At 47.8% G+C, this 22,286-nt stretch carries 23 protein-coding genes and 1 pseudogene; 6 read left to right on the top strand and 18 right to left on the bottom strand.

The window, feature by feature from the left end; translation table 11 throughout:
- Positions 1-238: 238 nt before the first annotated feature.
- The 14 genes from GEV47_RS08140 to GEV47_RS08205 form a co-directional block, all read right to left on the bottom strand.
- Positions 239-1,498 (bottom strand): AmpG family muropeptide MFS transporter, encoded by a 1,260-nt coding sequence (locus tag GEV47_RS08140; protein WP_153234228.1) that lies wholly within the window; start codon positions 1,496-1,498, stop codon positions 239-241.
- Positions 1,499-1,712: 214 nt separating this feature from the next.
- Positions 1,713-2,639: a DNA-3-methyladenine glycosylase family protein gene (locus GEV47_RS08145; RefSeq protein ID WP_322741588.1), complete on the bottom strand. Its 927-nt coding sequence runs from the start codon at positions 2,637-2,639 to the stop codon at positions 1,713-1,715.
- A gap of 1 nt (position 2,640) precedes the next feature.
- Positions 2,641-3,243, bottom strand: coding sequence for a methionine biosynthesis protein MetW (gene metW, locus GEV47_RS08150; RefSeq protein ID WP_153234229.1), 603 nt, complete (start codon positions 3,241-3,243; stop codon positions 2,641-2,643).
- Positions 3,240-4,460: a homoserine O-succinyltransferase MetX gene (gene metX / locus GEV47_RS08155; RefSeq protein WP_228124617.1), complete on the bottom strand. Its 1,221-nt coding sequence runs from the start codon at positions 4,458-4,460 to the stop codon at positions 3,240-3,242. The genes metW and metX overlap by 4 nt, the downstream gene beginning before the upstream one ends.
- Before the next feature lie 290 nt (positions 4,461-4,750).
- Entirely contained in the window at positions 4,751-6,508 is a 1,758-nt protein-coding gene (gene ptsP, locus GEV47_RS08160; RefSeq protein WP_153234230.1) for a phosphoenolpyruvate--protein phosphotransferase, read from the bottom strand.
- 8 nt (positions 6,509-6,516) lie between these two features.
- Positions 6,517-6,786 (bottom strand): HPr family phosphocarrier protein, encoded by a 270-nt coding sequence (locus GEV47_RS08165; protein WP_153234231.1) that lies wholly within the window; start codon positions 6,784-6,786, stop codon positions 6,517-6,519.
- An 81-nt stretch (positions 6,787-6,867) separates the two neighbouring features.
- Positions 6,868-7,272, bottom strand: coding sequence for a PTS sugar transporter subunit IIA (locus tag GEV47_RS08170; protein ID WP_153234232.1), 405 nt, complete (start codon positions 7,270-7,272; stop codon positions 6,868-6,870).
- 65 nt (positions 7,273-7,337) lie between these two features.
- A complete protein-coding gene (gshB, locus tag GEV47_RS08175; RefSeq protein WP_153234233.1) occupies positions 7,338-8,300 on the bottom strand; it encodes a glutathione synthase in 963 nt (320 codons plus the stop codon).
- 141 nt (positions 8,301-8,441) lie between these two features.
- The gene (gene gshA, locus GEV47_RS08180) at positions 8,442-9,740 is read right to left on the bottom strand and encodes a glutamate--cysteine ligase (protein WP_153234234.1); all 1,299 of its coding nucleotides are present in this window, start codon (positions 9,738-9,740) and stop codon (positions 8,442-8,444) included.
- Between the two features lie 262 nt (positions 9,741-10,002).
- Positions 10,003-10,581 (bottom strand): NnrU family protein, encoded by a 579-nt coding sequence (locus GEV47_RS08185; protein WP_153234235.1) that lies wholly within the window; start codon positions 10,579-10,581, stop codon positions 10,003-10,005.
- A 190-nt stretch (positions 10,582-10,771) separates the two neighbouring features.
- Positions 10,772-12,319 carry an ammonium transporter gene (amt, locus tag GEV47_RS08190; RefSeq protein WP_153234236.1) on the bottom strand — a complete coding sequence of 516 codons (1,548 nt, stop codon included), beginning with the start codon at positions 12,317-12,319 and terminating at the stop codon, positions 10,772-10,774.
- A gap of 19 nt (positions 12,320-12,338) precedes the next feature.
- A complete protein-coding gene (locus GEV47_RS08195; protein ID WP_153234237.1) occupies positions 12,339-12,677 on the bottom strand; it encodes a P-II family nitrogen regulator in 339 nt (112 codons plus the stop codon).
- A 144-nt stretch (positions 12,678-12,821) separates the two neighbouring features.
- Complete coding sequence (locus tag GEV47_RS08200) at positions 12,822-13,637, bottom strand: TorF family putative porin (protein WP_153234298.1); 816 nt, start codon at positions 13,635-13,637, stop codon at positions 12,822-12,824.
- A gap of 325 nt (positions 13,638-13,962) precedes the next feature.
- Positions 13,963-14,460, bottom strand: a complete 498-nt coding sequence (locus GEV47_RS08205) for an FUSC family protein (RefSeq protein ID WP_153234238.1) — start codon at positions 14,458-14,460, stop codon at positions 13,963-13,965.
- Between the two features lie 92 nt (positions 14,461-14,552).
- On the opposite strand from GEV47_RS08205, the gene GEV47_RS08210 reads away from it, so the two are divergent.
- From GEV47_RS08210 to GEV47_RS08225, 4 genes and pseudogenes are all read left to right on the top strand, one after another.
- On the top strand, positions 14,553-15,017 hold the full coding sequence (locus GEV47_RS08210) for a GNAT family N-acetyltransferase (protein WP_322741589.1): 465 nt from the start codon (positions 14,553-14,555) through the stop codon (positions 15,015-15,017).
- Between the two features lie 54 nt (positions 15,018-15,071).
- Positions 15,072-15,764: a GNAT family N-acetyltransferase gene (locus tag GEV47_RS08215; RefSeq protein WP_153234240.1), complete on the top strand. Its 693-nt coding sequence runs from the start codon at positions 15,072-15,074 to the stop codon at positions 15,762-15,764.
- A gap of 106 nt (positions 15,765-15,870) precedes the next feature.
- Positions 15,871-16,113 (top strand): accessory factor UbiK family protein, encoded by a 243-nt coding sequence (locus tag GEV47_RS08220; RefSeq protein WP_153234241.1) that lies wholly within the window; start codon positions 15,871-15,873, stop codon positions 16,111-16,113.
- A gap of 214 nt (positions 16,114-16,327) precedes the next feature.
- Positions 16,328-16,522, top strand: a pseudogene (locus GEV47_RS08225) (magnesium chelatase domain-containing protein); the annotation flags it as partial.
- Between the two features lie 157 nt (positions 16,523-16,679).
- Here GEV47_RS08225 and GEV47_RS08230 read toward each other — a convergent pair.
- Positions 16,680-16,925, bottom strand: coding sequence for a helix-turn-helix domain-containing protein (locus GEV47_RS08230; protein ID WP_153234243.1), 246 nt, complete (start codon positions 16,923-16,925; stop codon positions 16,680-16,682).
- Positions 16,926-17,043: 118 nt separating this feature from the next.
- Between GEV47_RS08230 and GEV47_RS08235 the strand changes: the two genes are divergently transcribed.
- Positions 17,044-17,250, top strand: a complete 207-nt coding sequence (locus GEV47_RS08235) for a hypothetical protein (protein ID WP_153234244.1) — start codon at positions 17,044-17,046, stop codon at positions 17,248-17,250.
- Between the two features lie 128 nt (positions 17,251-17,378).
- Here GEV47_RS08235 and GEV47_RS08240 read toward each other — a convergent pair whose 3' ends face one another.
- From GEV47_RS08240 to GEV47_RS08245, 3 genes are read right to left on the bottom strand one after another with little or no spacing between them, the layout of a single operon-like run.
- Positions 17,379-18,590, bottom strand: coding sequence for a UvrD-helicase domain-containing protein (locus tag GEV47_RS08240; protein WP_153234245.1), 1,212 nt, complete (start codon positions 18,588-18,590; stop codon positions 17,379-17,381).
- A complete protein-coding gene (locus GEV47_RS19515) occupies positions 18,587-18,817 on the bottom strand; it encodes a hypothetical protein (protein ID WP_228124619.1) in 231 nt (76 codons plus the stop codon). The genes GEV47_RS08240 and GEV47_RS19515 overlap by 4 nt, the downstream gene beginning before the upstream one ends.
- Positions 18,765-20,927 (bottom strand): AAA family ATPase, encoded by a 2,163-nt coding sequence (locus tag GEV47_RS08245; RefSeq protein ID WP_322741590.1) that lies wholly within the window; start codon positions 20,925-20,927, stop codon positions 18,765-18,767. The genes GEV47_RS19515 and GEV47_RS08245 overlap by 53 nt, the downstream gene beginning before the upstream one ends.
- A gap of 486 nt (positions 20,928-21,413) precedes the next feature.
- Between GEV47_RS08245 and GEV47_RS08250 the strand changes: the two genes are divergently transcribed.
- Positions 21,414-21,575, top strand: coding sequence for a hypothetical protein (locus tag GEV47_RS08250; protein ID WP_153234246.1), 162 nt, complete (start codon positions 21,414-21,416; stop codon positions 21,573-21,575).
- Positions 21,576-22,286 lie beyond the last annotated feature (711 nt).

The following is a 22,286-nucleotide window of genomic DNA, read 5'->3' on the forward strand; positions in this document are numbered from 1 at the left end:
GTTTGACCTCTTCAAGTTTCCACAGTTCCTGTAACAAAATGCACGCTAACTGTGACATCTACACCATTTAACACAATGCAGACGAATATAGCTTGAAGCGGTGACTGCACTTTTATTCTATATCTTTTTCTGGAATGCAATCGTGAATTTGTGTAAAAGATTCTGTATTTCTATAACAAAGTACTACAAAAAAACTATACGCTTATTTGATTGTAGCTATCGCTTTTTTCGCTACGCTCTATCCACCGTTGTTTTCTAGCTTATCACCGTGCCAAGGCGCCACTTTCGGCAACATCATCATTCCCGGAAAAGACAACAAAAAACAGATAATGAAGAACATAAACCAGCCGGTTTCGGCCACCATATAACCGGTCAGCGAATTCATAAAAGTGCGCGGCACCACTGCCAACGCCGTGAATAAAGCAAACTGTGTTGCGGTATAACGCGGGTCTGTAGTACGTGCGATATAGGCGACGAAACAAGCCGTGCCAAGACCGATCCCAAACGCTTCAGCACCGACCACCAGCGCGAGCTTCCAATCTTGCGCACCTGCCTGCGCCAACCAGGCAAAACCGAGAATGGTGACAGCTTGCACCACGCCAAAAATCCAAAGCGCACGATTAATCCCCAATTTAACCATCCAGATGCCACCGATAATTGCTCCCAGCACGCTGGCCCACAAGCTGGTAGTTTTCGAAATGAGACCTATCTGCGTCATCGAAAAACCCAGATCAAGATAAAATTTGGTCGATAGCGCCGTCGCCATGCTGTCACCGAGCTTATATAGGAAAATAAAACTCAATATCCACAATGCGCTGCGCACACCGTTACGCGTGATAAATTCTTGAAATGGCATTAGCACCGCGTCGCGCATGTTCTTTGGTGGCGCACCGTACAGTTTAGGTTCGCTGATCATTATGGTGCAGAGCAAACCCGGCAACATGAATGCTGCCGTGATCCAGAATACCGGTTGCCACGCCATCCGATCCGCCAGAATCAGCGACAACGCTGCCGGCACCATGCTCGATACTTTGAACGCATTAACGTAAATCGCCGTACCCAAACCTTGTTCGCTATCGGGCAGTAATTCGCGTCGATACGCATCAATAGCGATATCCTGACTAGCAGATAAAAACGCAATCGATACGGTGAAGAAAACCACCATCGACAACTGCGTATGCGGATCCAGCATCCCCATCCAGCCTATCATTAAGAACAACGCGCATTGCGTCAGTCCCATCCAGCCACGCCGTCGCCCGATGCGCCCGAAGTGGAACCTATCCATCAGCGGTGCCCACAAGAATTTCACGTTATACGGAAACATCACCAACGCAAACAAACCCAGCGCCTTCACATCCAAACCGGATTTGGCGAGCCAGGCGATTAAGAGATTAAGAAGAATGTAGAGTGGTAAGCCAGATGTGAAGCCGAGGAACACGCAAATCAGAATGCGTCGATTGAGGTAATGATGCCAGGGGATAGATGAAGGTGATGTCATGGATGCGATTATTTAGCAGTGCTGCGAATGTAATAAAAGCATTATGGCAGAGAAATTTTAGCCATCTGATAAATTAAGTAGTGCCAAATAATCGATTTATGAATACCGCCGTCATCCTCGCGAACGCGGGGATCCGAGTTGCGTAACATGGATTCCCGCATCCGCGGGAATGACGAGGGTGTTTTCTACATGATAAATTGGCCTTGCGTAGCTACTACAAAACGATAGAGGTCCATAGATGTTGTGCCGCATAAGCGCGCCAGGGCCGCCAGATTTCGGCTCTTGCGGTTAATTCTTTCGCGCTAGGTTTTACGCCTTCATGCAAAGCAATCGCTTGCATCAATCCGACATCCCCAGCCGGAAATGCATCCGGTTCCCGTAATTGGCGGATGGCGATGTATTGCGCGGTCCAGTCACCGATACCGGGCAACGCACACAATCGTTTCACGCTTTCATCCAGATTCGCACGTGCATCGAGTAAATGAGGATCATCTAACAATGCCGCTGCGACTGCAGATAAGGTGGCTGCGCGTGCTCTTGGCATGCCCAATGTCGACAAATCTGCTGCGGCCAAACGTGCTGGTTGCGGAAAAACATGGGTTAATTCAGGCCGATTTGCAGGTGGTTCTTGCAACGCTTCACCATATTGCGCTACCAATTTTCCAGCCAGCTTGACGGCAGCGCCCACGGTAATTTGCTGTCCCAGCACCGCCCGCATGGCGAGCTCGAATCCGTCCCATGCACCCGGCACGCGCAAACCCGGTCGCGCCGCCACCAGTTTCGCCATTAACGGATCGATGGATAGTTGTCGATTGATCATTTTTGGATCGGCCGCCAGATCAAATACTCTACACAAACGCGCAATGATCTCGGGCTGTGATGTCAATCCAGGGAAGCGGATGGTGGCTTTCAGTGCGCACTTTTCTTCCGCGTTTTGTACCGCCAGCATGCCCTGCGCGCCATCCAGACTGATGCTGCGATAGTAGGTTCCATCTGCGACTACTTCCAAACCGGCGATCGCACGCGCTGCCAGAAAATTCAATATGGCCAGCCAGTCATAGGGAGGGCAGTAAGGCAGAAATAATGTGACTTCGCCCTGCATTGCCGATGATTGCTCTATTTCCGCACCTTGACGTTTCACTTTATTTCTTACGGAACCGAAACACCGCCAAACTACCGCGCCAATTTGGCAGGAAGGTAACCGGCTGACCATCATGCAATGCCACACATTCCAGCACTTCCAGCCCGACATCGTTGGCCAATTGCTCAAAATCCTTGATCGTTGCACAACGCAAGTTGGGCGTGTCATACCATTCATATGGCAAGGTTTTTGAGACTGGCATACGACCACGCAACAGCGCGACACGATGTGGCCAGTAAGCGAAATTGGGGAACGACACAATCGCCTCACGTCCCACGCGGGCAATTTCACGCAAGACACCTTCGACGTCTTTCATCATTTGCAATGCGGACAAGCACAATACGGTGTCGAAGGTGTTATCGCCAAACATCGCCATTCCCGATTCCAGATCCTGTTGAATCACGGAGACGTCGCGGGCGATGCAAGCGGGGATTTTTGCATCGTCGATTTCCATGCCGTAACCGGCGCACTGTTTATCTGTTTGCAAATAGTTCAGCATCACACCGTCGCCGCAACCCAAATCGAGTACTTGTGATTCGCCACGTATCCAATGGGCGATAAATGCCAGATCAGGGCGAAGTTGACTTAGTTGTTCAAAATTCATGCGTTTGCTCCAGCGATGATGCTTGCTTGTGTTGCCACGTGTGCGGATGGTGCAGCCGGCGTTTTTTTGTGGCCATGCGCATTCTTAAGGTTGTTATTGAGCTCGTGCCAGACACGGTTGTAGTATTCCCGCACCACATTCTGATAACGTTCATCTTCTAACAAGAAAGCATCATGACCATGCGGCGCGTCGATTTCGGCGTAGCTGACGCGGCGTTTATTACTGACCAGCGCCTGCACGATTTCGCGGCTGCGTTCTGGCGAAAAACGCCAATCGGTCATAAAGGAGACGACTAAAAATTCAGCCTGTGTTTTTTCCAATGCCCGATTGAGATCGCCGTCAAATTCCGCAGCAGGATCAAAATAATCCAGGGCTTTGGTAATTAACAGATAAGTATTGGCATCAAAATATTCAGAAAATTTATCGCCTTGATAACGCAGGTATGATTCGATTTCAAAGTCGACACCGAAACCAAATTGATAGCTGCCAGAACGCAGGTCACGGCCAAATTTCTCAGCCATGTCGTCATCCGACAAATAGGTGATATGTCCCACCATACGCGCTACGCGCAAACCATTTTTGGGGACGACTCCATGCGCGTAATAATCACCGCCATGAAAATCGGGATCGGTCAGAATCGCCTGACGGGCAACGTCATTGAAGGCGATATTTTGGGCGGATAGTTTCGGGGTGGAGGCAATCACCACGCAATGGCGCAATCGCTCTGGATACAGCGTACTCCACGCCAACGCTTGCATACCGCCCAGTGAACCACCCATCACTGCCGCAAATTGCGTGATGCCAAGTGCATCGGCCAGGCGCGCTTGTGCTTGTACCCAATCCTCCACCGTCACCACCGGGAAATTAGCGCCATATGGTTTGCCCGTTGCTGGATCGCTATGCATAGGCCCGGTCGAACCAAAACACGATCCCAGATTATTGACGCCGATAACAAAGAATTTATTCGTATCCAAAGACTTGCCTGGGCCCACCATGTTGTCCCACCAACCAACACTTTTGGGATCGTCGGCATAGCGACCAGCAACGTGATGAGATGCGTTCAAGGCATGACACACCAGCACCGCATTGGATTTATCAGCATTCAAGGTGCCGTAAGTTTCATAAACCAGTGTGTAATCCGCCAGCGACGCACCGCTTTGTAGCTTGAGCGGTGTCGCAAATTGCATGGATTGAGGAGCAACGATTGCTGTGGACATGATGGCTAGGTATAAAAATAAAAAAGCCCGAGGGCCAAAGTTGATAGGCGTCGGGCTAAATCAGGCTTGTGTATCACATCATTCCAAGCTCGCTTTAGCCGTATTTATTCGGCACCTTGTTAAGGTGCCTTGCGCCCGCAAGCTGAAGTTGTTAAACAACCATTCAAATCGGCGCTGTTGTATTACTTGTGTTTTTTACTTGTATTTCACTTGCTGATTTACTTATTCAGCCAGCAAATAAGTATCTAGGATAGCTAAATCTTCGGAAAGCGTCAAACCCCAACTTCTCGTTAATACACCAACTCACGCATGCACTGCACCGCTTCCGCAATTGCACTTGGCTCAGTTGAACGCAAAATCTTTTTCGTTTGCAGCGTCAGGCTATCTAAATTGCTATTCAAAATTTCCTGTTTCACCGATAGCAAATGTGTTGGGTCCATCGAAAATTCCAGCAAACCCATGCCGAGTAACAAACGTGTGTATTTGATATCGCCGGCCATCTCACCGCAGACCGATACCGGGATCTCGGCTTTACGCGCCTGGGCGATCACGCTAGCCAATAGGAACAATACCGCCGGATGCAACGGATTGTACAAATGGGAGACTTCATGATCAACGCGATCAATCGCCAATGTGTATTGAATCAAGTCATTGGTGCCTATCGACAGAAAATCCATACGCTTGATGAACATCGGCAGTGCTAATGCGGCAGCAGGAATTTCTATCATTGCACCAATCTGTATACTTTCATCAAAGCGGATTTTTTCATCGCGCAATTGTTGTTTGGCCTGCGCGATCAGCGATAGGGTTTGATCAATTTCAAATGCATGTGCCAGCATCGGAATCAGCAATTTGACTGGGCCAAAAGCGGAAGCGCGCAAAATCGCACGCAACTGCGTTAAGAATAATTGCGGCTCAGCCAGACAATAACGAATTGCACGTAAGCCTAGCGCTGGATTTAAAGCGGTCTGTTCCGCCGTGTCCAATGGTTTGTCAGCACCGACATCTAGCGTACGAATCGTGACTGGACGGCCTTTCATGGCGACGACGGCAAACTTATACGCGCTAAATTGCTCTTCCTCGGTTGGCAATTCCTGTTTCTCGTCTATGCGGCCCATGAACAAAAATTCTGAGCGAAACAAGCCAACGCCATGCGCACCGGACTCCATCGCATGCTTGCAATCTTCCGGTAATTCGATATTAGCGAGCAGCGTAATTTCTGTACCGTCGCGCGTGATCGCCGGTAATTTTTTAATCTTGCCGAGTTTTTTACGATCGCGCGCGTGCTGTGCCTGACGTTCACGATATTGCATTAGCACCAGCGGTGATGGATCAACAATCACCACACCGCCATCGCCGTCAATGATGACCCAGTCATCTTGCAAAATCAGCTGTGAGGCGTTATCCATACCAACTGCAGCCGGAATATCCAAGCTACGGGCAACAATCGCGGTGTGCGAATTCTGTCCGCCTAAATCCGTCACGAAACCGGCAAAAGCGCGGTCACGAAATTGCAGCATATCGGCCGGTGAAATATCGTGCGCGACGACGATGATATTTGGTTGAGAACTGTCTTCGCCATCAATTTCTGGCAGCGCAGTGGCGGTGCCCGTTAACACTTTGAGCAGGCGTTCGCCGACTTGCTGCACATCGGTTTTGCGCTCGCGTAGATAGGGATCTTCAATTTCGTCAAACTGCGCTGATACTTCTTCAATCTGCGTGACTAACGCCCACTCAGCGTTGTATTGACGATGACGAATAATATCAACCGGCATTTCCGCCAGCATCGGATCGGCAAGAATCAGCGTATGCACATCAATGAACGCACCTAGTTCTGCTGGTGAATCTTTGGGCAAGTCACGACGTATCGTTTGCAGTTCTTCACGGACTGCTTCTACCGCATCACGGAAACGCAGAACTTCTGCTTCTACCTGCGTTTCGGCAACCAGATAATGCTTCACATCCAACGCCGCTGGTGTCAATAAATGCGCTCGACCAACCGCAATACCACGGGAAACCGGAATGCCATGTAAGGTAAAAGATGCCATGGTTCAGCCTACTCGCCTTCGCCAAACTTATCCTGAATTAACTGAAACAGCGCATCGAAACATTCTTTTTCGTCGACACCTTCAGCTTCTAATAAAACCGTGGTGCCTTTTCCTGCTGCCAACATCATGACGCCCATAATGGATTTGGCGTTGACGCGGCGTTTGTTGCGAGTCATCCAGACTTCGCTTTTAAATTTGCTCGCCAGTTGCGTAAATTTGGCCGACGCTCGCGCATGCAGGCCAAGTTTGTTGATGATTTCGATTTCTTGTTGAATCATAAGTTGGTCTTTTTAGTTTTATTCAATACTGCGTTAGTTTAAAGATTCGTTTAAAGATTCGTTTTAAAAATGAATGACTTATTAATGCGCAACCCGCACTCGATTATCAACCCGCACGGCGCCACCCTGACCACCAGCTAACGCCATTTCGGTGACCACGTCCAACGTATCATTGCGGTAAGTCAACGCACGCAATAGCATCGGCAAACTGACCCCGGCAATCACTTGCGTCTGATTGAGGCTGCAAAAGGGTAGAGTGCAATTGGATGGTGTGCCGCCCATGACATCGGTAATAACCAACACGCCACTGCCATCGTCTAGCCGTTTCACCGCAGCTCTTGCGAGCATCTGCACTTCTTCAATATTCTGATCGGCGATCACATCAATTGCTTCGACACGTTCTGGCGCTTGTCGAAATACATGTGACGCAGCGGCGAGAAAAGCCTGACCGAGAGGAGCGTGAGTTAATAAAAGTATGCCAACCATAATATTTAGTACCAAACCCGCTGTGCGGATGAATTTAACTGATTAATGCAACTTAATAAGACAGCTTAATGCGATTTGGATGCCGCAGCTTCCAATTTATTCACGAACAACTCAGCAACGTTAAAGCCCGTTTGTTGCGTAATCTCTTGAAAACAGGTCGGGCTGGTGACATTGACTTCCGTCAGACAGGCACCGATCACATCTAATCCTACCAGTAACAGCCCACGCGCTGCTAACACGGGGCCAAGTGTTTCACCAATTTCACGTTCACGTGATGTAATCGGCTGCGCGACACCCAATCCACCAGCAGCCAAATTACCACGCACCTCTGTACCTTGTGGTATCCGTGCCAAAGTAAATGGCACGACTTCACCGCCAATCACGAGTACCCGTTTATCACCGGCTGTAATTTCCGGGATAAAACGCTGAATCATGATGGTTTGATGACCGTTATGCGTCAATGTTTCGATAATCGAACCCAGATTCATGCCATCGGCTTTGACGCGGAAAATCCCGACTCCACCCATACCATCAAGCGGCTTGAGAATTACATCCTGATGCTCTTCGTGGAAAGCTCTTAAACGTGCAGCATCACGCGTCACCAGCGTTGGCGAAGTAAATTGCGGGAACTGCGCAATTGCCAATTTTTCATTGTGATCGCGTATCGCTTGCGGTTTGTTGAAAACCTGCGCACCTTGCTTTTCCGCTAACTCCAGCAAATACGTGGTGTAGATGTATTCCATGTCGAACGGTGGATCTTTGCGCAATACGATCGCATCAAACTCCGACAAAAACATTGCCTTCGCTACATCAGCGCGATACCAGGCCTTGCTGTATTTGCTTTGATCATCAGTGAATGTGATTTTTTTGACATTGGCCGTGACCACGCCATTTTCCAACGCCATGTCGCTTTGCTCAAATGCATAAATCGCATGACCACGCTTGGCCGCTTCTGCCATCATCGCGTAGGTAGAATCTTTGTAGATTTTAAAGCTATCGAGCGGATCAGCTAAGAATGCGATTTTCATTTTTCTTCTCTTCAGTTATTCAATTTTTGGGTGGTGTCGAAAAACCGTAGCGAGCAAGCCAAGGTCGGGTTTGTGACGCGGAACCGTACGCAGCATCACAAATTCGAGATTGGTTTGCGCAGTAGGTTTGTCGATGCCACCCTAGTAAATTTCAGGATTCGGATCAGTCTTTTCCATTTCCAGTGATGCCGCCAATAATGCCAAACGTGCGACTACACCATACATATAAAAACGATTCGGTGCAGTAGTGCCAGGCTTGGCGAGCAAATCCGGAAGCGCATGTTGCTGCGCGAAAGCCAGCGGCACGTAATGGGCGCCGGGCGCGTTCAGATTTTCGTTGATACCGCGATCCGCATGCACCCGATAAAAACCACCAACGACATAGCGATCTATCATGTAGACAACTGGCTCCGCCACCGATTCGTTGATGTGCTCAAAGGTCGGTACACCTTCTTGAATAATCACGTCGTGGATAGGCAAACCGTCTTTGCCGACTGACATTTTATTGCGTTGTTTCAGATTCAAATCTTTGATCTGGTTCGCATCAGTAATGCTCATGATGCCCATGCCGCAAGTACCGGCGTCGGCTTTGACAATGACAAACGGCTTTTCTTTGATGCCGTATTCCTTGTATTTCTTACGCATCTTGGACAGTAAAGAACTGACGGACGATGCCAGTGCTTCCTCGCCAATATGTTCTTGTAAATTAATCTGATGGCATTTGGTGAAAAACGGATTCAACATCCACGGATCGACATCCACCAGCTTGGCGAATTTTTTAATCACTTCATCATACGCGGCAAAATGATTGCTCTTGCGGCGCACTGCCCATCCAGCATGCAACGGCGGTAGCAGATTTTGTTCATTCAGATTTTCCAGTATCGACGGAATCCCTGAGGACAAATCGTTATTCAGCAAAATGGTGCAGGGATCAAAATTTTCCAAACCCAAACGACGACCATTGGCCGAGCGCTGCAAAGGCTCTAAAGTGACGCTAGTACCATCTGGCAGCTCCAATGTTTGCGATTCCGTCACGCCTTCCGTCAGATTGCCAAGACGTACGTGCAAACCGGTTTGGCGGAAAATCTGCATCAATCGGGCAACGTTTTGCAGATAAAAAGTGTTTTTGGTATGCAATTCCGGCAACAACAGCAAGTTCTTAGCATCCGGACAATATTTTTCTATCGCCGCCATCGCCGCTTGTACTGCCAAAGGCAACATTTCTGCTGACAAGTTATTAAAGCCGCCAGGAAATAAATTGGTATCTACTGGTGCCAGTTTGAAGCCCGAATTGCGCAAATCGACAGAGCAATAAAACGGTGGGGTGTGTTCCTGCCATTCCATCCTGAACCAACGCTCAATCGCTGGCGTGGCTGCAAGGATTTTCTTTTCAAGATCAAGTAGCGGGCCGTTCAAGGCCGTGACGAGGTGCGGAACCATAAAGATTCTTAAACTTTCTGAGTAAAATGCTTCAGCAAATAATTAAAAATAGGGCATCAATTTTCATGAGCACTTTTAATTCATGTTAAGAGCATAAATGATGTTTTTGCTAAAGTAATGCAAAGCAACGGCAAACCCCTGATTTTAGCGGGAAACGCACAATGTTGTCGGATACAGCGACATTAGCATTGCTATGAGCGGTCTCCGGCCATATCAATATGAGGATAATTTGAAATTTTTAAAGACTTTGTGTAATTGACAATTAACTGAATGGGCGTACGCCAATTAGCCAGCCATGCAATACAAAAGCAAATAACGCCCAGAGTACCAACCCAACCACGCTGGGAATAATGTCGCCCATCAGCTTGCCGTTGGCGGAGGCCAAACCCGCTGCCGGTTCACGGCGTAGTGAAACAGCAAAATCAATCACTGACCACAACAAAAATGCGCCAAACAACACGACTGCTGACAAAGTCCCATTCGCGAGCAAATGCGCCAACGCCCATAATCCGACGCCCAACACCATAGGATGGCCAACGACTGCTTTGATCCGGCCATTGCGTACATGTGAAGCGGGGAACAAGATAAAAGCCAACGCCGTTAATAAACCGGCAAGATGTGGTGCCCAGCGTGGCGGTGTCCATAACCACACCGGTTGTGCCCGCGCAATGCCATAACCCCAGATGATCACGACGATGCCGATCAGTGCTGTCACCGAGAACAGCATTTTCCATTTATTCGGACCCATGCGCGCAATCTGCGCGGTACGCCAGTCATTGGCAAAAATGCGTATGGAATGTATTCCTAAAAAAATCACTAAGCCAAGTATTAGTAATGCCATTTGATCTCCCGGAAAAGAGTTGCTCATGGATTATCAAGTCTCATCTTGGCCGAATACTTGAAACACAAACGACCTGGCTCCCATCATACAAAAAGCGCCCTGACTAAGGGCGCTTTTTTGATGAAGAATGACTTTACCCCACCATTTCCCTTGCATCAGGAAAATGGTCAGATGTCACTATGCTCATACATCATGCATGATATGCCGACTCACCGTGACTGGAAATATCCAGGCCTTCGCGTTCTTCTTCTTCAGTCACGCGCAGACCCATCACGATATCGATCAATTTGAACGCTATGAAAGCGACAACACCAGACCAGATAACAGTGGTCAAGACGCCTTCAAATTGCACCCACACTTGATGCGAGATCGAATAATCTGGGGCAACAACATTGGCGACATAATCATAAACGCCTGTTCCACCAAGACTAGGAGCAGCAAATACGCCAGTCAATAGTGCGCCCAAAATACCGCCAACGCCATGCACGCCGAACACGTCCAGCGAATCATCGGCACGCATGATTTTTTTCAAACCCGTCACGCCCCACAAGCAAGCAAAACCGGCAATCAAACCCATCGCCAATGCGCCACCTACGCCGACATAACCAGCTGCTGGTGTAATTGCCACCAAACCTGCTACTGCACCGGAAGCACCGCCCAACATGGATGGCTTACCTTTACCTACCCATTCACCCAGGCTCCAGGTTAAAACGGCGGCAGCGGTAGCAACCAAAGTATTGATAAAGGCCAGCGCTGCACTGCCATTGGCTTCCAAAGCAGAACCAGCATTAAAGCCAAACCAACCAAACCATAGCAACGATGCACCAACCATCGTCAGTGTCAGACTATGTGGTTTGAATGCTTCTTTGCCGTAACCAATACGTTTGCCAACAACATACGCACCAACCAGGCCAGCAATCGCTGCATTAATGTGCACCACCGTACCGCCAGCAAAGTCCAATGCGCCTTTTTGGAACAACCAGCCAGAAACCGCATTAGCCGCATCGCCAGCAGCGGCGCTGGTATAAGCATCAGGACCAGGCCAGAACCACACCATATGCGCCATCGGCAGATACGAGAAAGTAAACCAGATCACGGTGAATACTAAAATCGCCGAGAATTTGATACGCTCTGCAAATGAACCAATCACCAATGCACAAGTAATCGCCGCGAACGCGCCTTGGAACACAACGTAGGCAAACTCAGGAATCACCACACCTTTGCTGAACGTACCCGTATTGCTGTCTGGCGTCATGCCGTGCAGGAAGAAACGACTGAAACCACCGATAAATGAATTACCTTCGGTAAAGGCCAGGCTGTAGCCGTAGATAATCCACAACACAATCACCAATGAAAAAATACTGAAACACTGCATCAGTACCGACAACATGTTTTTGCTGCGCACCAAACCGCCGTAAAACAAACCCAGACCAGGCAAGGTCATCAAAATCACAAATGCTGAGCAGATCAGCACCCATGCAGTGTCACCTTTGTTTGGAACCGGCGCTGCAGGTGCGGCGGCGGCCGGTGCTGTAGCCGGCGCGACTGCTGCAGTAGCGGCCGGAACAGCCGCGACCGCCGGTGTGTCGGTCGTAGCACTTGCCGCCATACTAGTGGCTGCCGATGCTGCTGCAGTGGACGAAGCGTCATCTGCGGCAAAACTTGGTCGTACTAAACCACACATCACTATCAGCGCAAGCAGTGCTAATAGCGTGTAGATTTTTTTAGTTATTGTCATGATAAATATCTCTCCTAACTTAAATGGCGTCTTTGCCGGTTTCACCGGTACGTATGCGAATAACCTGGATCAAATCGGAAACGAAAATTTTGCCATCGCCGATTTTTCCGGTACGAGCAGATGTTTCAATCGCTTCGATAGCGCGGTCCACCAAAACATCATCAACCGCAGCTTCGATTTTTGTTTTCGGTAAAAAATCAACGACGTATTCAGCACCGCGATACAACTCGGTATGGCCTTTTTGACGGCCAAAACCTTTGACTTCCGTCACGGTGATACCTTGCACGCCAATATCTGACAAAGCTTCCCGCACTTCATCCAACTTAAAAGGTTTGATAATCGCTGTGATCAGTTTCATGATGGTCTCGATTGTTGTTAAAAATAGTTTTTAGGATTACGCAAAATTGTTCCGGCAACGAATTTGTAAACCCTGCCGTACGCAGACGGTACGCAAGTACGGCAAGCAGGCACAACGCTGCTGGGGCAGTTTTGCGGAGTCCTATTAGAAAGTTTTTGCAAGAGAAACGACTAAACCATTCCTGCCCAAATTTTTACCCGATGGCGTGACATACGCACCATCCTTAGCGTTGGTGCCCACATATGCTGCCCCCAACGTGATGCCGGCCAGAGCATCAAAGGTTTTGCTGACGCCGATTTTCCAGTCGTCGTAACTGGCAAAGCTATAATTTTCTACAGTTTGATGGCCAACATGCAGCCCAAGGGTGACGCCGGCACCGACGTCAAAGTTGGCGCCCAGATCGTAATACGCACTATTTTTGCTATCGACTGTGCCGAACAACGTAGTCAATGCGTGCGAATATTTGAAGTAGGCCGGACCATAACCAAGTTGAGCGTACAACTCGAACGTGTCAGCATTTTTGCCTATCCTGTCGTAGTTATTCTGCGGATAAAAATAATACAAACCGCCGACATCGTAAGTAAAACCCGCTGGCAAGTCGCCACGCTTACCGGCGTACAAATCCCACTCAACGTTACCTTTACCATTCAAACCAGCGCTGTTGACGCTGTCGGTAATCCACTTAATGCTGGACAACCAGGTCCCTGCGTAAAGGCCGGTTGGGTTATTCGTGTAATCAATGCCACCTTGTACTGCAGGATCAAGGCCCGATTGTGAAATACCGCGAAAGCGATAATCGTTGACCAAGCCGATGTTGTAGGCGACTTGATTGTCTGGAACCGGCGCAGCTGCGGCCGCTGGTGCCACTTCAACAACAGCGGGCGATGCAGGTACGACATCCTCCGCGTGAACTAAACCCACCACAAATAGTGAAGCGACGGCAAATACCAATTTCTGCATTTTTACTGGTGCCAGATTTTTCATGGTGATCCCTGTGGGCTAGGTTAGAAGAGTAAAGTTTCATTAACTCCATAGCAGAACCCATGCCAGCACAGTTTTGTTGTTTTTTAGGCCTCTTTTAGAGATTTTTATATTCCCACCCGGAAATTTCGCTGCAACGCAGCAAAAGCATGCTTTTTGATGCGCCATTTTAGTGCGTATAAAAATATGACTTTTTATGCTGGCACCAATTTAGTGCGCTTGTCGCTTGAATCGCCATCTCATCGACCACCAAACCCAACACCAAATCAGTTCGCGTAGATAACGACGGCAAGCAGTATTGGCATTATGTTTGACGTCTGAATATGTATGAATAGGCAAGCGACTGTAATAGCGCTACCGCGCTTCCCGCCAATACCTCGCCCACCCTCAATAAGCCGAAATGTAGTTCTTGGCTCAACCCGTTGCCTGACACGGCCGCAGACATCACAATAACAACGGTGGCCGGCCCCAATCGCCAATTGGATGGATAACCTTCCAATAGCATGGCGATCAGCACCGATATAGTCAGCGCGATCAAGATTGATACAAGACCTGGGCCTAATATCAAAAGTGCCAAACCAGCAACTATGCAGCCGTTGATAGTATTGATCAAACGTGCGTTGAAATTCGCCTTGGCTATTTTGACATCCGGTTCCGTAACGATGATCAACGAGACCATGGCCCAATATGGATCGGCAATGCCGAGCGCCCGCAGACCGAACCAGAGTATGAGTGATCCAGTGATGATCTTAATGATATACACCAACGCGTTTTTTCTGAGGCTGACGATGTGGAATTCCATTAAATATTCGATCACTGATAAGGAGATGTCTTTTATCTTACCAAATTGGCGTTTAAGATCATTGCTCGAATCTATCTCTTTTGAGGAATATCGTGGAACAAAAAACTAGCGTCAGCATTAAACCGCTCAGTACCACCGATTATCAGGCGTGGCTGCCGTTATGGCAGGGCTATCAAGCGTTCTATAAAGTAGAAGTACCAATAGCCACCAGTGAAGTAAGCTGGCAGAGAATGCTGGATCCGACAGAACCCATGTTGGGCGCATTGGCTTATGTGGATGGTAAAGCCGTCGGACTGGTGCAATGGGTGTTCCATCGCACCACTTGGGCCATCGAGAATCGCTGTTATCTGGGCGATTTGTTTGTTGATCCGCTCGTGCGTGGACACGGTATCGGCCAACAATTAATTGAACATGTTTATGCGGCCGCCGCAGCGAACAACTGTTCGATGGTCTATTGGCAAACGCATGAAACCAACAGTACAGCAAGGCAGCTATATAACCGCCTGGCACAAGATTCTGGCTTTGTGATTTACAAAAAACGTCTGACAACCACCTAACCGTATCGAAAGCAAAAAATGCCGCAAGAAATAGAAATACCCTCATCAGAAATAATGCTATTACCTGATTGGCGTCCCGCAAAACTGCCTCAGCCAAACACAATTAAAGGCCACAGTGTGCGCCTGTTAGCGATCAATGTTGAACGCGATGCTGAGTCACTATTTGAAGCAGCAAATGGCGTAAACGCGGACAGTCATCAATGGGATTATCTGCATTGCGGACCATTCAATCATATTGATGAGATGAAAACATGGCTGAGTACATGTGCAGAATCGAAAGATCCTTTGTTTTTCACCGTCATCGATCAACAAACGGGTTTGGCGATAGGCGTACTGAGCTTTTTGGCCATCACACCAGAACACGGCTCGATTGAAATTGGCCACGTCTGGTTTAGTGCGCGCATGCAACGCAGTACAAAATCGACCGAAACCATCTATTTATTGGCAAAACAGGCATTTGAAGAGCTTGGTTATCGTCGACTGGAATGGAAGTGCAACAACCTTAATCAACGCTCCAAAGAAGCGGCGCATCGCTTCGGTTTTAGTGCGGAAGGACTGTTTCGCCAGCATCGCGTATTTAAAGGTCAAAGCCGCGACACCGCTTGGTTTTCCATGCTTGATCACGAATGGCCGTTGCAGCGAAAAGTATTTGAAACATGGTTAAACCCTGCCAATTTCGACGCCGAAGGGCGACAAAAACGTACTATGCAGGAAATTCGTGTGAATTTGCTATCAGCGTTGGCTTAAATTTCCGACCAGTTAATAACAAACTTAAGCCAAACGGCAGTGCTGCCTGGTCTGGTATCGGTTATTATTTTCTGGTTACTACTTTTTCTTATACCAAGGACCAATCATGACCAAGCCAAATTTTTTCGAAGATATGCAATCCAAAATCAATCAGGCGATTGAAAACTCGCCTGTAAAAGATATCGAAAAAAACGTCAAAGCTATGATGAGCAGCGGCTTTTCCAGACTTGATCTAGTCACACGTGAAGAATTCGATGTGCAAGCGCAGGTATTGGCTGCAACACGTGAAAAATTGGAAGCTATGGAAACGCGTGTGACTGAGCTGGAAGCCCAATTAAAAAAGGCATAAGCAGACGTCGGACTTAAGTAATACCAATTAATCGATTTGAAATATACCACCGTCATCCTCGCGAACGCGGGGATCCAAATTGCGCAAATTGGATTCCCGCGTTCGCGGGAACGACGATTTCCAAAATCGGTTTTGTAGCATTAGCTCGCGCCGATTTCTCCATTATTACTTCCAATTTATTATTTCTCATTGCGCCAGATCAGCGCCATCAAATATGACGCTAGCAGTATTAAAAAGCCGGGCACTATCAGGGATGCGAGCGCCGGAAGTGACTGTTGAAGTGCATTTAGCCAATGGATTACCTTCTTTTACTATCGTCGGTTTACCCGAAACCGAGGTCAAGGAATCCAAAGATCGTGTGCGTGCGGCGTTACAAAACGCACGCTTTGAATTCCCGGCGCGTCGTATCTAAGGTTGTCAACCGAGATTTAATAAATATGACGCACATAGACCCATGTGGCGGCAAAAATTTCTATTTGACTAAGAAAATCATGCGGCGAAGCCTCAGCCTGGGCTGATATAAATCCGTTAGTGTTTGATGAGTTGTACGATTGAATTGCTATCGACTAAAGTTCCGCTCGCTTAAACAATTCTGAAAGTTTAAAGCTAAGTGCATTTGACACACGCAGAACGTTGAGGATTGTGACATTTCGCTCCCCGCGTTCAATTCGTCCCATGTGGCTACGATCTATCCCGGCTTGGTCGGCAAGCGCTTCTTGAGATAAACCTTGTTCTTTTCGGACAGCTCTGATCGCCAAACCGAGCGCTTCCAATTCTTTACTATCGTCTCTTTTTGATGAAGGCCTTTGCATCTAGGCATGATCGGATTATCATGCAAATACAGCCACGGCATTTACGGCCCATTTATTGATTGAAAATATATTTAGGCACTATGCCTTCACTTATGCAACGCTAAGCTCAGCGAAACGTATGACACAAAAATCTATTGATGCAAAAAAGAAACGACCAGTATTGATTCGTCTTTCACCTGAAGTGTACGACGCACTATTGGTACGATCGGCTGCTGAAACCTTAATTCGTCGCAGCAGTGTTTCAGTGCCAGGTTTAATAGTCGAAACTATTGTTGATGCCTTAACAAAAACAAATACAATTTCAGCAAATGGCAAATTGACTTAAAGATCTAGTAAAAGTAGCTATGTCTATGACTGGGCAATCAATCGGCCAGTTGTTCTTCGGTATGAAAATATCCTAAATATACTTCGGCGCATTATTTGTGCAGCAAATTATCCAAAATGTGTGCCATATCAGAGGTATCTGTTGTGGATAGCTAACACAACAGGCAGAACGTCGCCGGAAAACAACTTCAGTCCAGTCAAGCTCCCGTCCAGCATTCCTGTACGGAGCCGCGTTGCCTTGTTCAAGGCTTCGTACATGGCACTAAATCCCATTCTTCGAGCTGCCATATGATGCTCAAGGATGAGTGTCTTATGAGAATTTTTACCTTCACTCCAAGCCGAATCCCGACTTACCTCCGCCATTCTTGTAGCTACTATACTTTCGATATCGGCATGCGATTCGGGAGAAACGGGAGCAATAAATAATCGAACAGTTCCGTCAGGTTTGTCAATGCGGCCTAACTGTTCTTGACCATCGGCAGCAAAACGTACTCGATTTATCAGTCGTATTACTCTTTGAGGACATCGATGGTTCATCCTCTTCTTCGGCGTGGCCCAGTCTTTAGGAATTGCCTTTTCCAGATTCATCTTGCCATCCGAATAAATGCGCTGCATCACATCACCGAAAAGGCCAAGACAAAATTTGGGACCATGATCGCTCTGAACCGCCAAGACGGAATCCATCAGATATTTGTTTGTATCTTGGCTCTCGTCGATAAATAGCACAGGGAAGTGACTAACCAGTACCCTTTGAAGGACTGGTTTTTGGATTAAAAAATCAGCAGTGATACTGATGACTTCTGAATGATTGAGAGAATCATTGCTGCGGTTATCGCCAGTTGGACTGTAGACAAACTTATTCGTAGTCTCGATTCGGATGAGTCTGCGCTGCTTGCTAGAAATAGACCTCTCTCTAATCTCTGCCGACTTGGTTCCTGCTCTACCCTTCATTGCGGCAGCTTTCAGTTCAACTATGTCAGCAGCCAGTCTTGCACGAAGCCAGGCCCTAATATCGCTGTTGTAGCCACCTATCAAACTCCAAGCAAAGGAATGGATAGTTGAAACCTCTACTAACGGGTCAAATTCAAGCCTTTTCTTGATTTCATCGCAGGCCGCGTTGGTATACGTGATAACGGCGATGCGCTGACCCTTGAGAACCAGCCGCCGGCGAGCTGTCTCACGCAGATTATCGATTGCATTGACAAGCGATCGCGTTTTTCCAGATCCGGCTCCCGCATATAAGAAAAAGCTTCTTGGGGAGTCCAAGTTTAGACACGTTCGAATTTCGTCATCAACTTCGTCGTCTATGTCGTTAGTCACCACGGTCTCAGCAACTATCATTTAGGCTCTCCAAGTTTGACTTGCTCAGGGAGAATATCTACTTGCTTTCTGCGAAGGCGTGCTTCAAGCCATGCCAACCCCTCGAAGATATAGGCCGGGCACTTGAGATCGTTAAAATCAGTGCTCCAGATAACGTCAAGAGAAAACGCGGCCTTGTCACCATCTTTGAGGGCGTCAAAGAAATGAACTGCAAGCTCCCCCCACTGTTGTCTTTTTTGCAATGGCATCCCGGAACTCCCGGACTAATCCATTTCCCTCTAGTTTTTCGAAGAACTCCAAGTTCTCAAAGGCAAGTGAATCCTCGAACGTGCTTGGTAACGCTTCTTCAAAATTCTTCCCATCGTCTTTTGTGACCTTGATCGGAATTTGATACGCAGAACGTACGGAAAATAGCTCATCAACTTCGAGAATTTTTTTCTCCGACTCTGCGTCTAGCAAATCGTCAACGTCATCCATACAGGGTGTCCATTGTCGGAGCGCTGTATTACCTGTTTTTTGTCCATTTTTACGCTTTGGAACTACTCCCTTGCCTCCGATTTTCACCGCCGCATCGAGGTCAGTAATAATCAAAGTAAGTAAGCCGAGAGCATCAATCAGGCCTCTGAGTCGATGTGAGTGACTCCCATTTATTTCCAGTAGAGTAACGTAGCACTGATTCAGAAATGTGAAATCCCTCCTGATGAAGTTAGGGACTAGCATTTTCTCCGCCGGTCCTTCAACTAAGATTGCTGCGTCAGCAAAAAAAAGGTCGCAATGTTGTGCTCGCAAATACCGAGTAACAAAACGCTCTGTATCTGTACCATTACCAAATACATTAGAGAGATTTACTACAGTAGAGACCGGAACATCAGCTACCATACCTGCTGGCAATCGCCTGAAGTAACGAAGACACGAAAAACTGGTCTCGTGCGCAACGTGGCTCGAATGCGAACTGACTATCAGCTGGCTCTTGAGATACGATCCCTCTCCGAGATCTTTGTGCGCTCGTAGAACGCTGTAGGCTTTCTTGATAAAGACCTGCTGTACTTGTGCGTGAAGATGCGCTTCAGGCTCTTCGACCAATACCAGATGTAAGGGCTCGATCTTGATTTCAGCGGCGCTCTTGCTCGCCTTTCCTACTCGCATCCAGGCATCTCTATAGCTCATCAGCTTGAAAATCATTGAGATCAAGTTCTGATAGCCAAGCCCATTGTAGGATTCGGGAAGCCGCAGGAGTGGGACCTTCGCCCCGTTATTGTCGAGCATCCTTATTTCAAATGATACTGCGGCCTCATGATCCAACCCGTCCGTAGTCTTGAGTTTGGAGGCAATCTTTAATTTAGGGTCAAATACGCCCGGATAACCCATACCTTCTACCTCAACGAGCGCGTCTGTGAAACTCTCCTGGAGACGCTTGTCAAAGGTTTCTTGCGCCGCTTCAATGGCTTGAAGCGCCGCTAGATCGGCAACATCAGGGGTTGAGAAAGGATCAAGGTGTTTTGTATAGTACGCTCGCAATTGGTCCGATAACCGATGACTGTCTTTTGAAGATGACGAGCCGCCGTCTACATCAACGCCATCTGATTCTCCGAAGCCACGCTGAGCATTAATTTCGTTTATCCTGATCAAGCCCTTCAAGGGGTCTGCGTCTAGTGCAAATGAGCCTTCAGGTAATTTCTGTGGTTGCGCCTGTCCTTTCGCGGGAATTTGGATTTTCTGTGGATCAAGCAGATAGGACTTCATGACAAAGTGGTCTCCCAATTTGCGTCCCAGAAAATCCGTAAGGCTCGCTGGCCAGAGATTGAGTTTTTTCCCGATTGCATCGACCCGTGCCTCTGGATCTGCAGTGTTCATCTCTACCCCATCTATTTTTCGCTGGGCTGTTTCTGCGGCCGCATGTAACACTCGAACGTCCTTAATTGCCGCTCGATACTCCCTGTAAAGAGCTTCAATGTCATTTGGCTCCAACCGCATCCGAACACCTAAGAGGCTCCCAGCCCAATCGAGAGTCGGCAGAAGAGCACTTACATAGTGCAACTCGTGATTTTCAACTTTCAGCCAAATATCCAACGCAGGAAGAAGTTTGGCCCAATCGTCGGAGGAAAATGCGGGAATCGCCCCGTCAGGTAAGCCTTCCCAGGCTTTTCCAATGGCGTCTATTGAGCGCCAATGAGAAAGTGTGAAGTCTTGCGTCTTGAAGCGTTTACCTTTTTCAACAAGGAATCTGCGCAAGGCTAAGATTGCAGAAGTCTTACCGCTATTGTTTGCTCCGACAAAAAGTGTAGTCTCCTCCGCAAGATCGACCCGAACCGACAATAACTTCCGGAAATTTGCTATTTCGATGTAGTTAATATGCACTTAATGTCCCCCTATAGGGCCAGACACTATCTGTAATTATCATGTTCGGCAACGATATTTGCCGTTTGGCGGTCGACGTACATGCTGAATTGAGCGCCCGCAATGCCAATTTCTGAGCATATCGCTCTCCGAGTCCCGACCACATAGATCCGCCAAGACTTATGATGTGTTTGAAAGGTATGTATTCATGCGATCCATGATTGATATCGCCCAATTTCGAGGGCAAGTCGCAAAAAAGGTAGCCGCATATATATGGGGTTATATCTTCCTCCCTATCTATACAGGTGGGGCGTCTATATTAAAGACATGCTTTTTTGCGCCGCTATTTAATGTTCTCTGGTCTTGAGCGTATGATTCGACTTGAGATTTACCAATATGGATTTGCGCATGCTTAGCAAATTATGACCCGTACATAATGATTTTTTTCAGTAGTAAAAGGGGACTGTTATGGAAGTATGGCCACCGAAAAAACTGCGAATTACGAAGATGTCTATAGGCACCCCTATTCATGGCGCAACAATGCATGAATTCGAAGAAGCTTTAAAACGTGGCTTCGCGAAAATGTACGCGCAAAGTCGCGTGAATGACACAGAGTTTGATGCCAATCAAGCGGCGATTGAAGAGAGTAGTGTCGGCCCAAGTCCGTAATAACTAAGAAAGAGATTTGGCTCAAGCCTATATTGCACTTAGGTGTGCGCGGCCGAAACGCTTTTATGAGGACTGAAGGTCGCGCAAGTATAGGGGCAACAACAAAGGCAGATTGTGCTCGCGATTCTTCTTTACCTCTGATCGGAAATGCTTTGACTGATTGTCGCGATGCCATCGGCGACAAGGGCGCGAACGTCCTCATCGAGCACGAGGTCTACGGAGCTGTACGTCGAGTGTCCGCTGCGAATCGTTTCCGGATGGAGATTCGTACAGCCAATGTCAGGTCAAGTCTGAGCTAGTACAACTTAGGCCCCATCCAAAAACCGCGTTGACCAAGGCCCCTCTGCTTCTGTGAACGCAGCAATCTATATGCAAAATGAAAAAACCGGCTTTCGCCGGCTTTTTCCCCCACACCCTAGATGATCAAGGCACGCCAGCGTTGCGGGTTAGTTGTTGCCCATATTATTAACGATTTTTCCACTCGGCGCAACTAATCGTACTCAGTGTAACGAATAGCCTTATTACGACTTAAACTCCAATCCAAATCAGTCGGCCATGACAACAGTAAGTTTTTTCTAGATATAACGACCCCGCGCGGTTTGGAGCCAAAATTAAATAGAAAAATGATCGCTCGTCACTGATCTTCAGTAGACGGATCAAGCCCAACAAGACGTCACTCTCGCGACAAATACCAATTAGATAATTATATTT

Source organism: Glaciimonas soli (assembly GCF_009497155.1).
Taxonomy (GTDB): Bacteria; Pseudomonadota; Gammaproteobacteria; order Burkholderiales; family Burkholderiaceae_D; genus Glaciimonas; species Glaciimonas soli.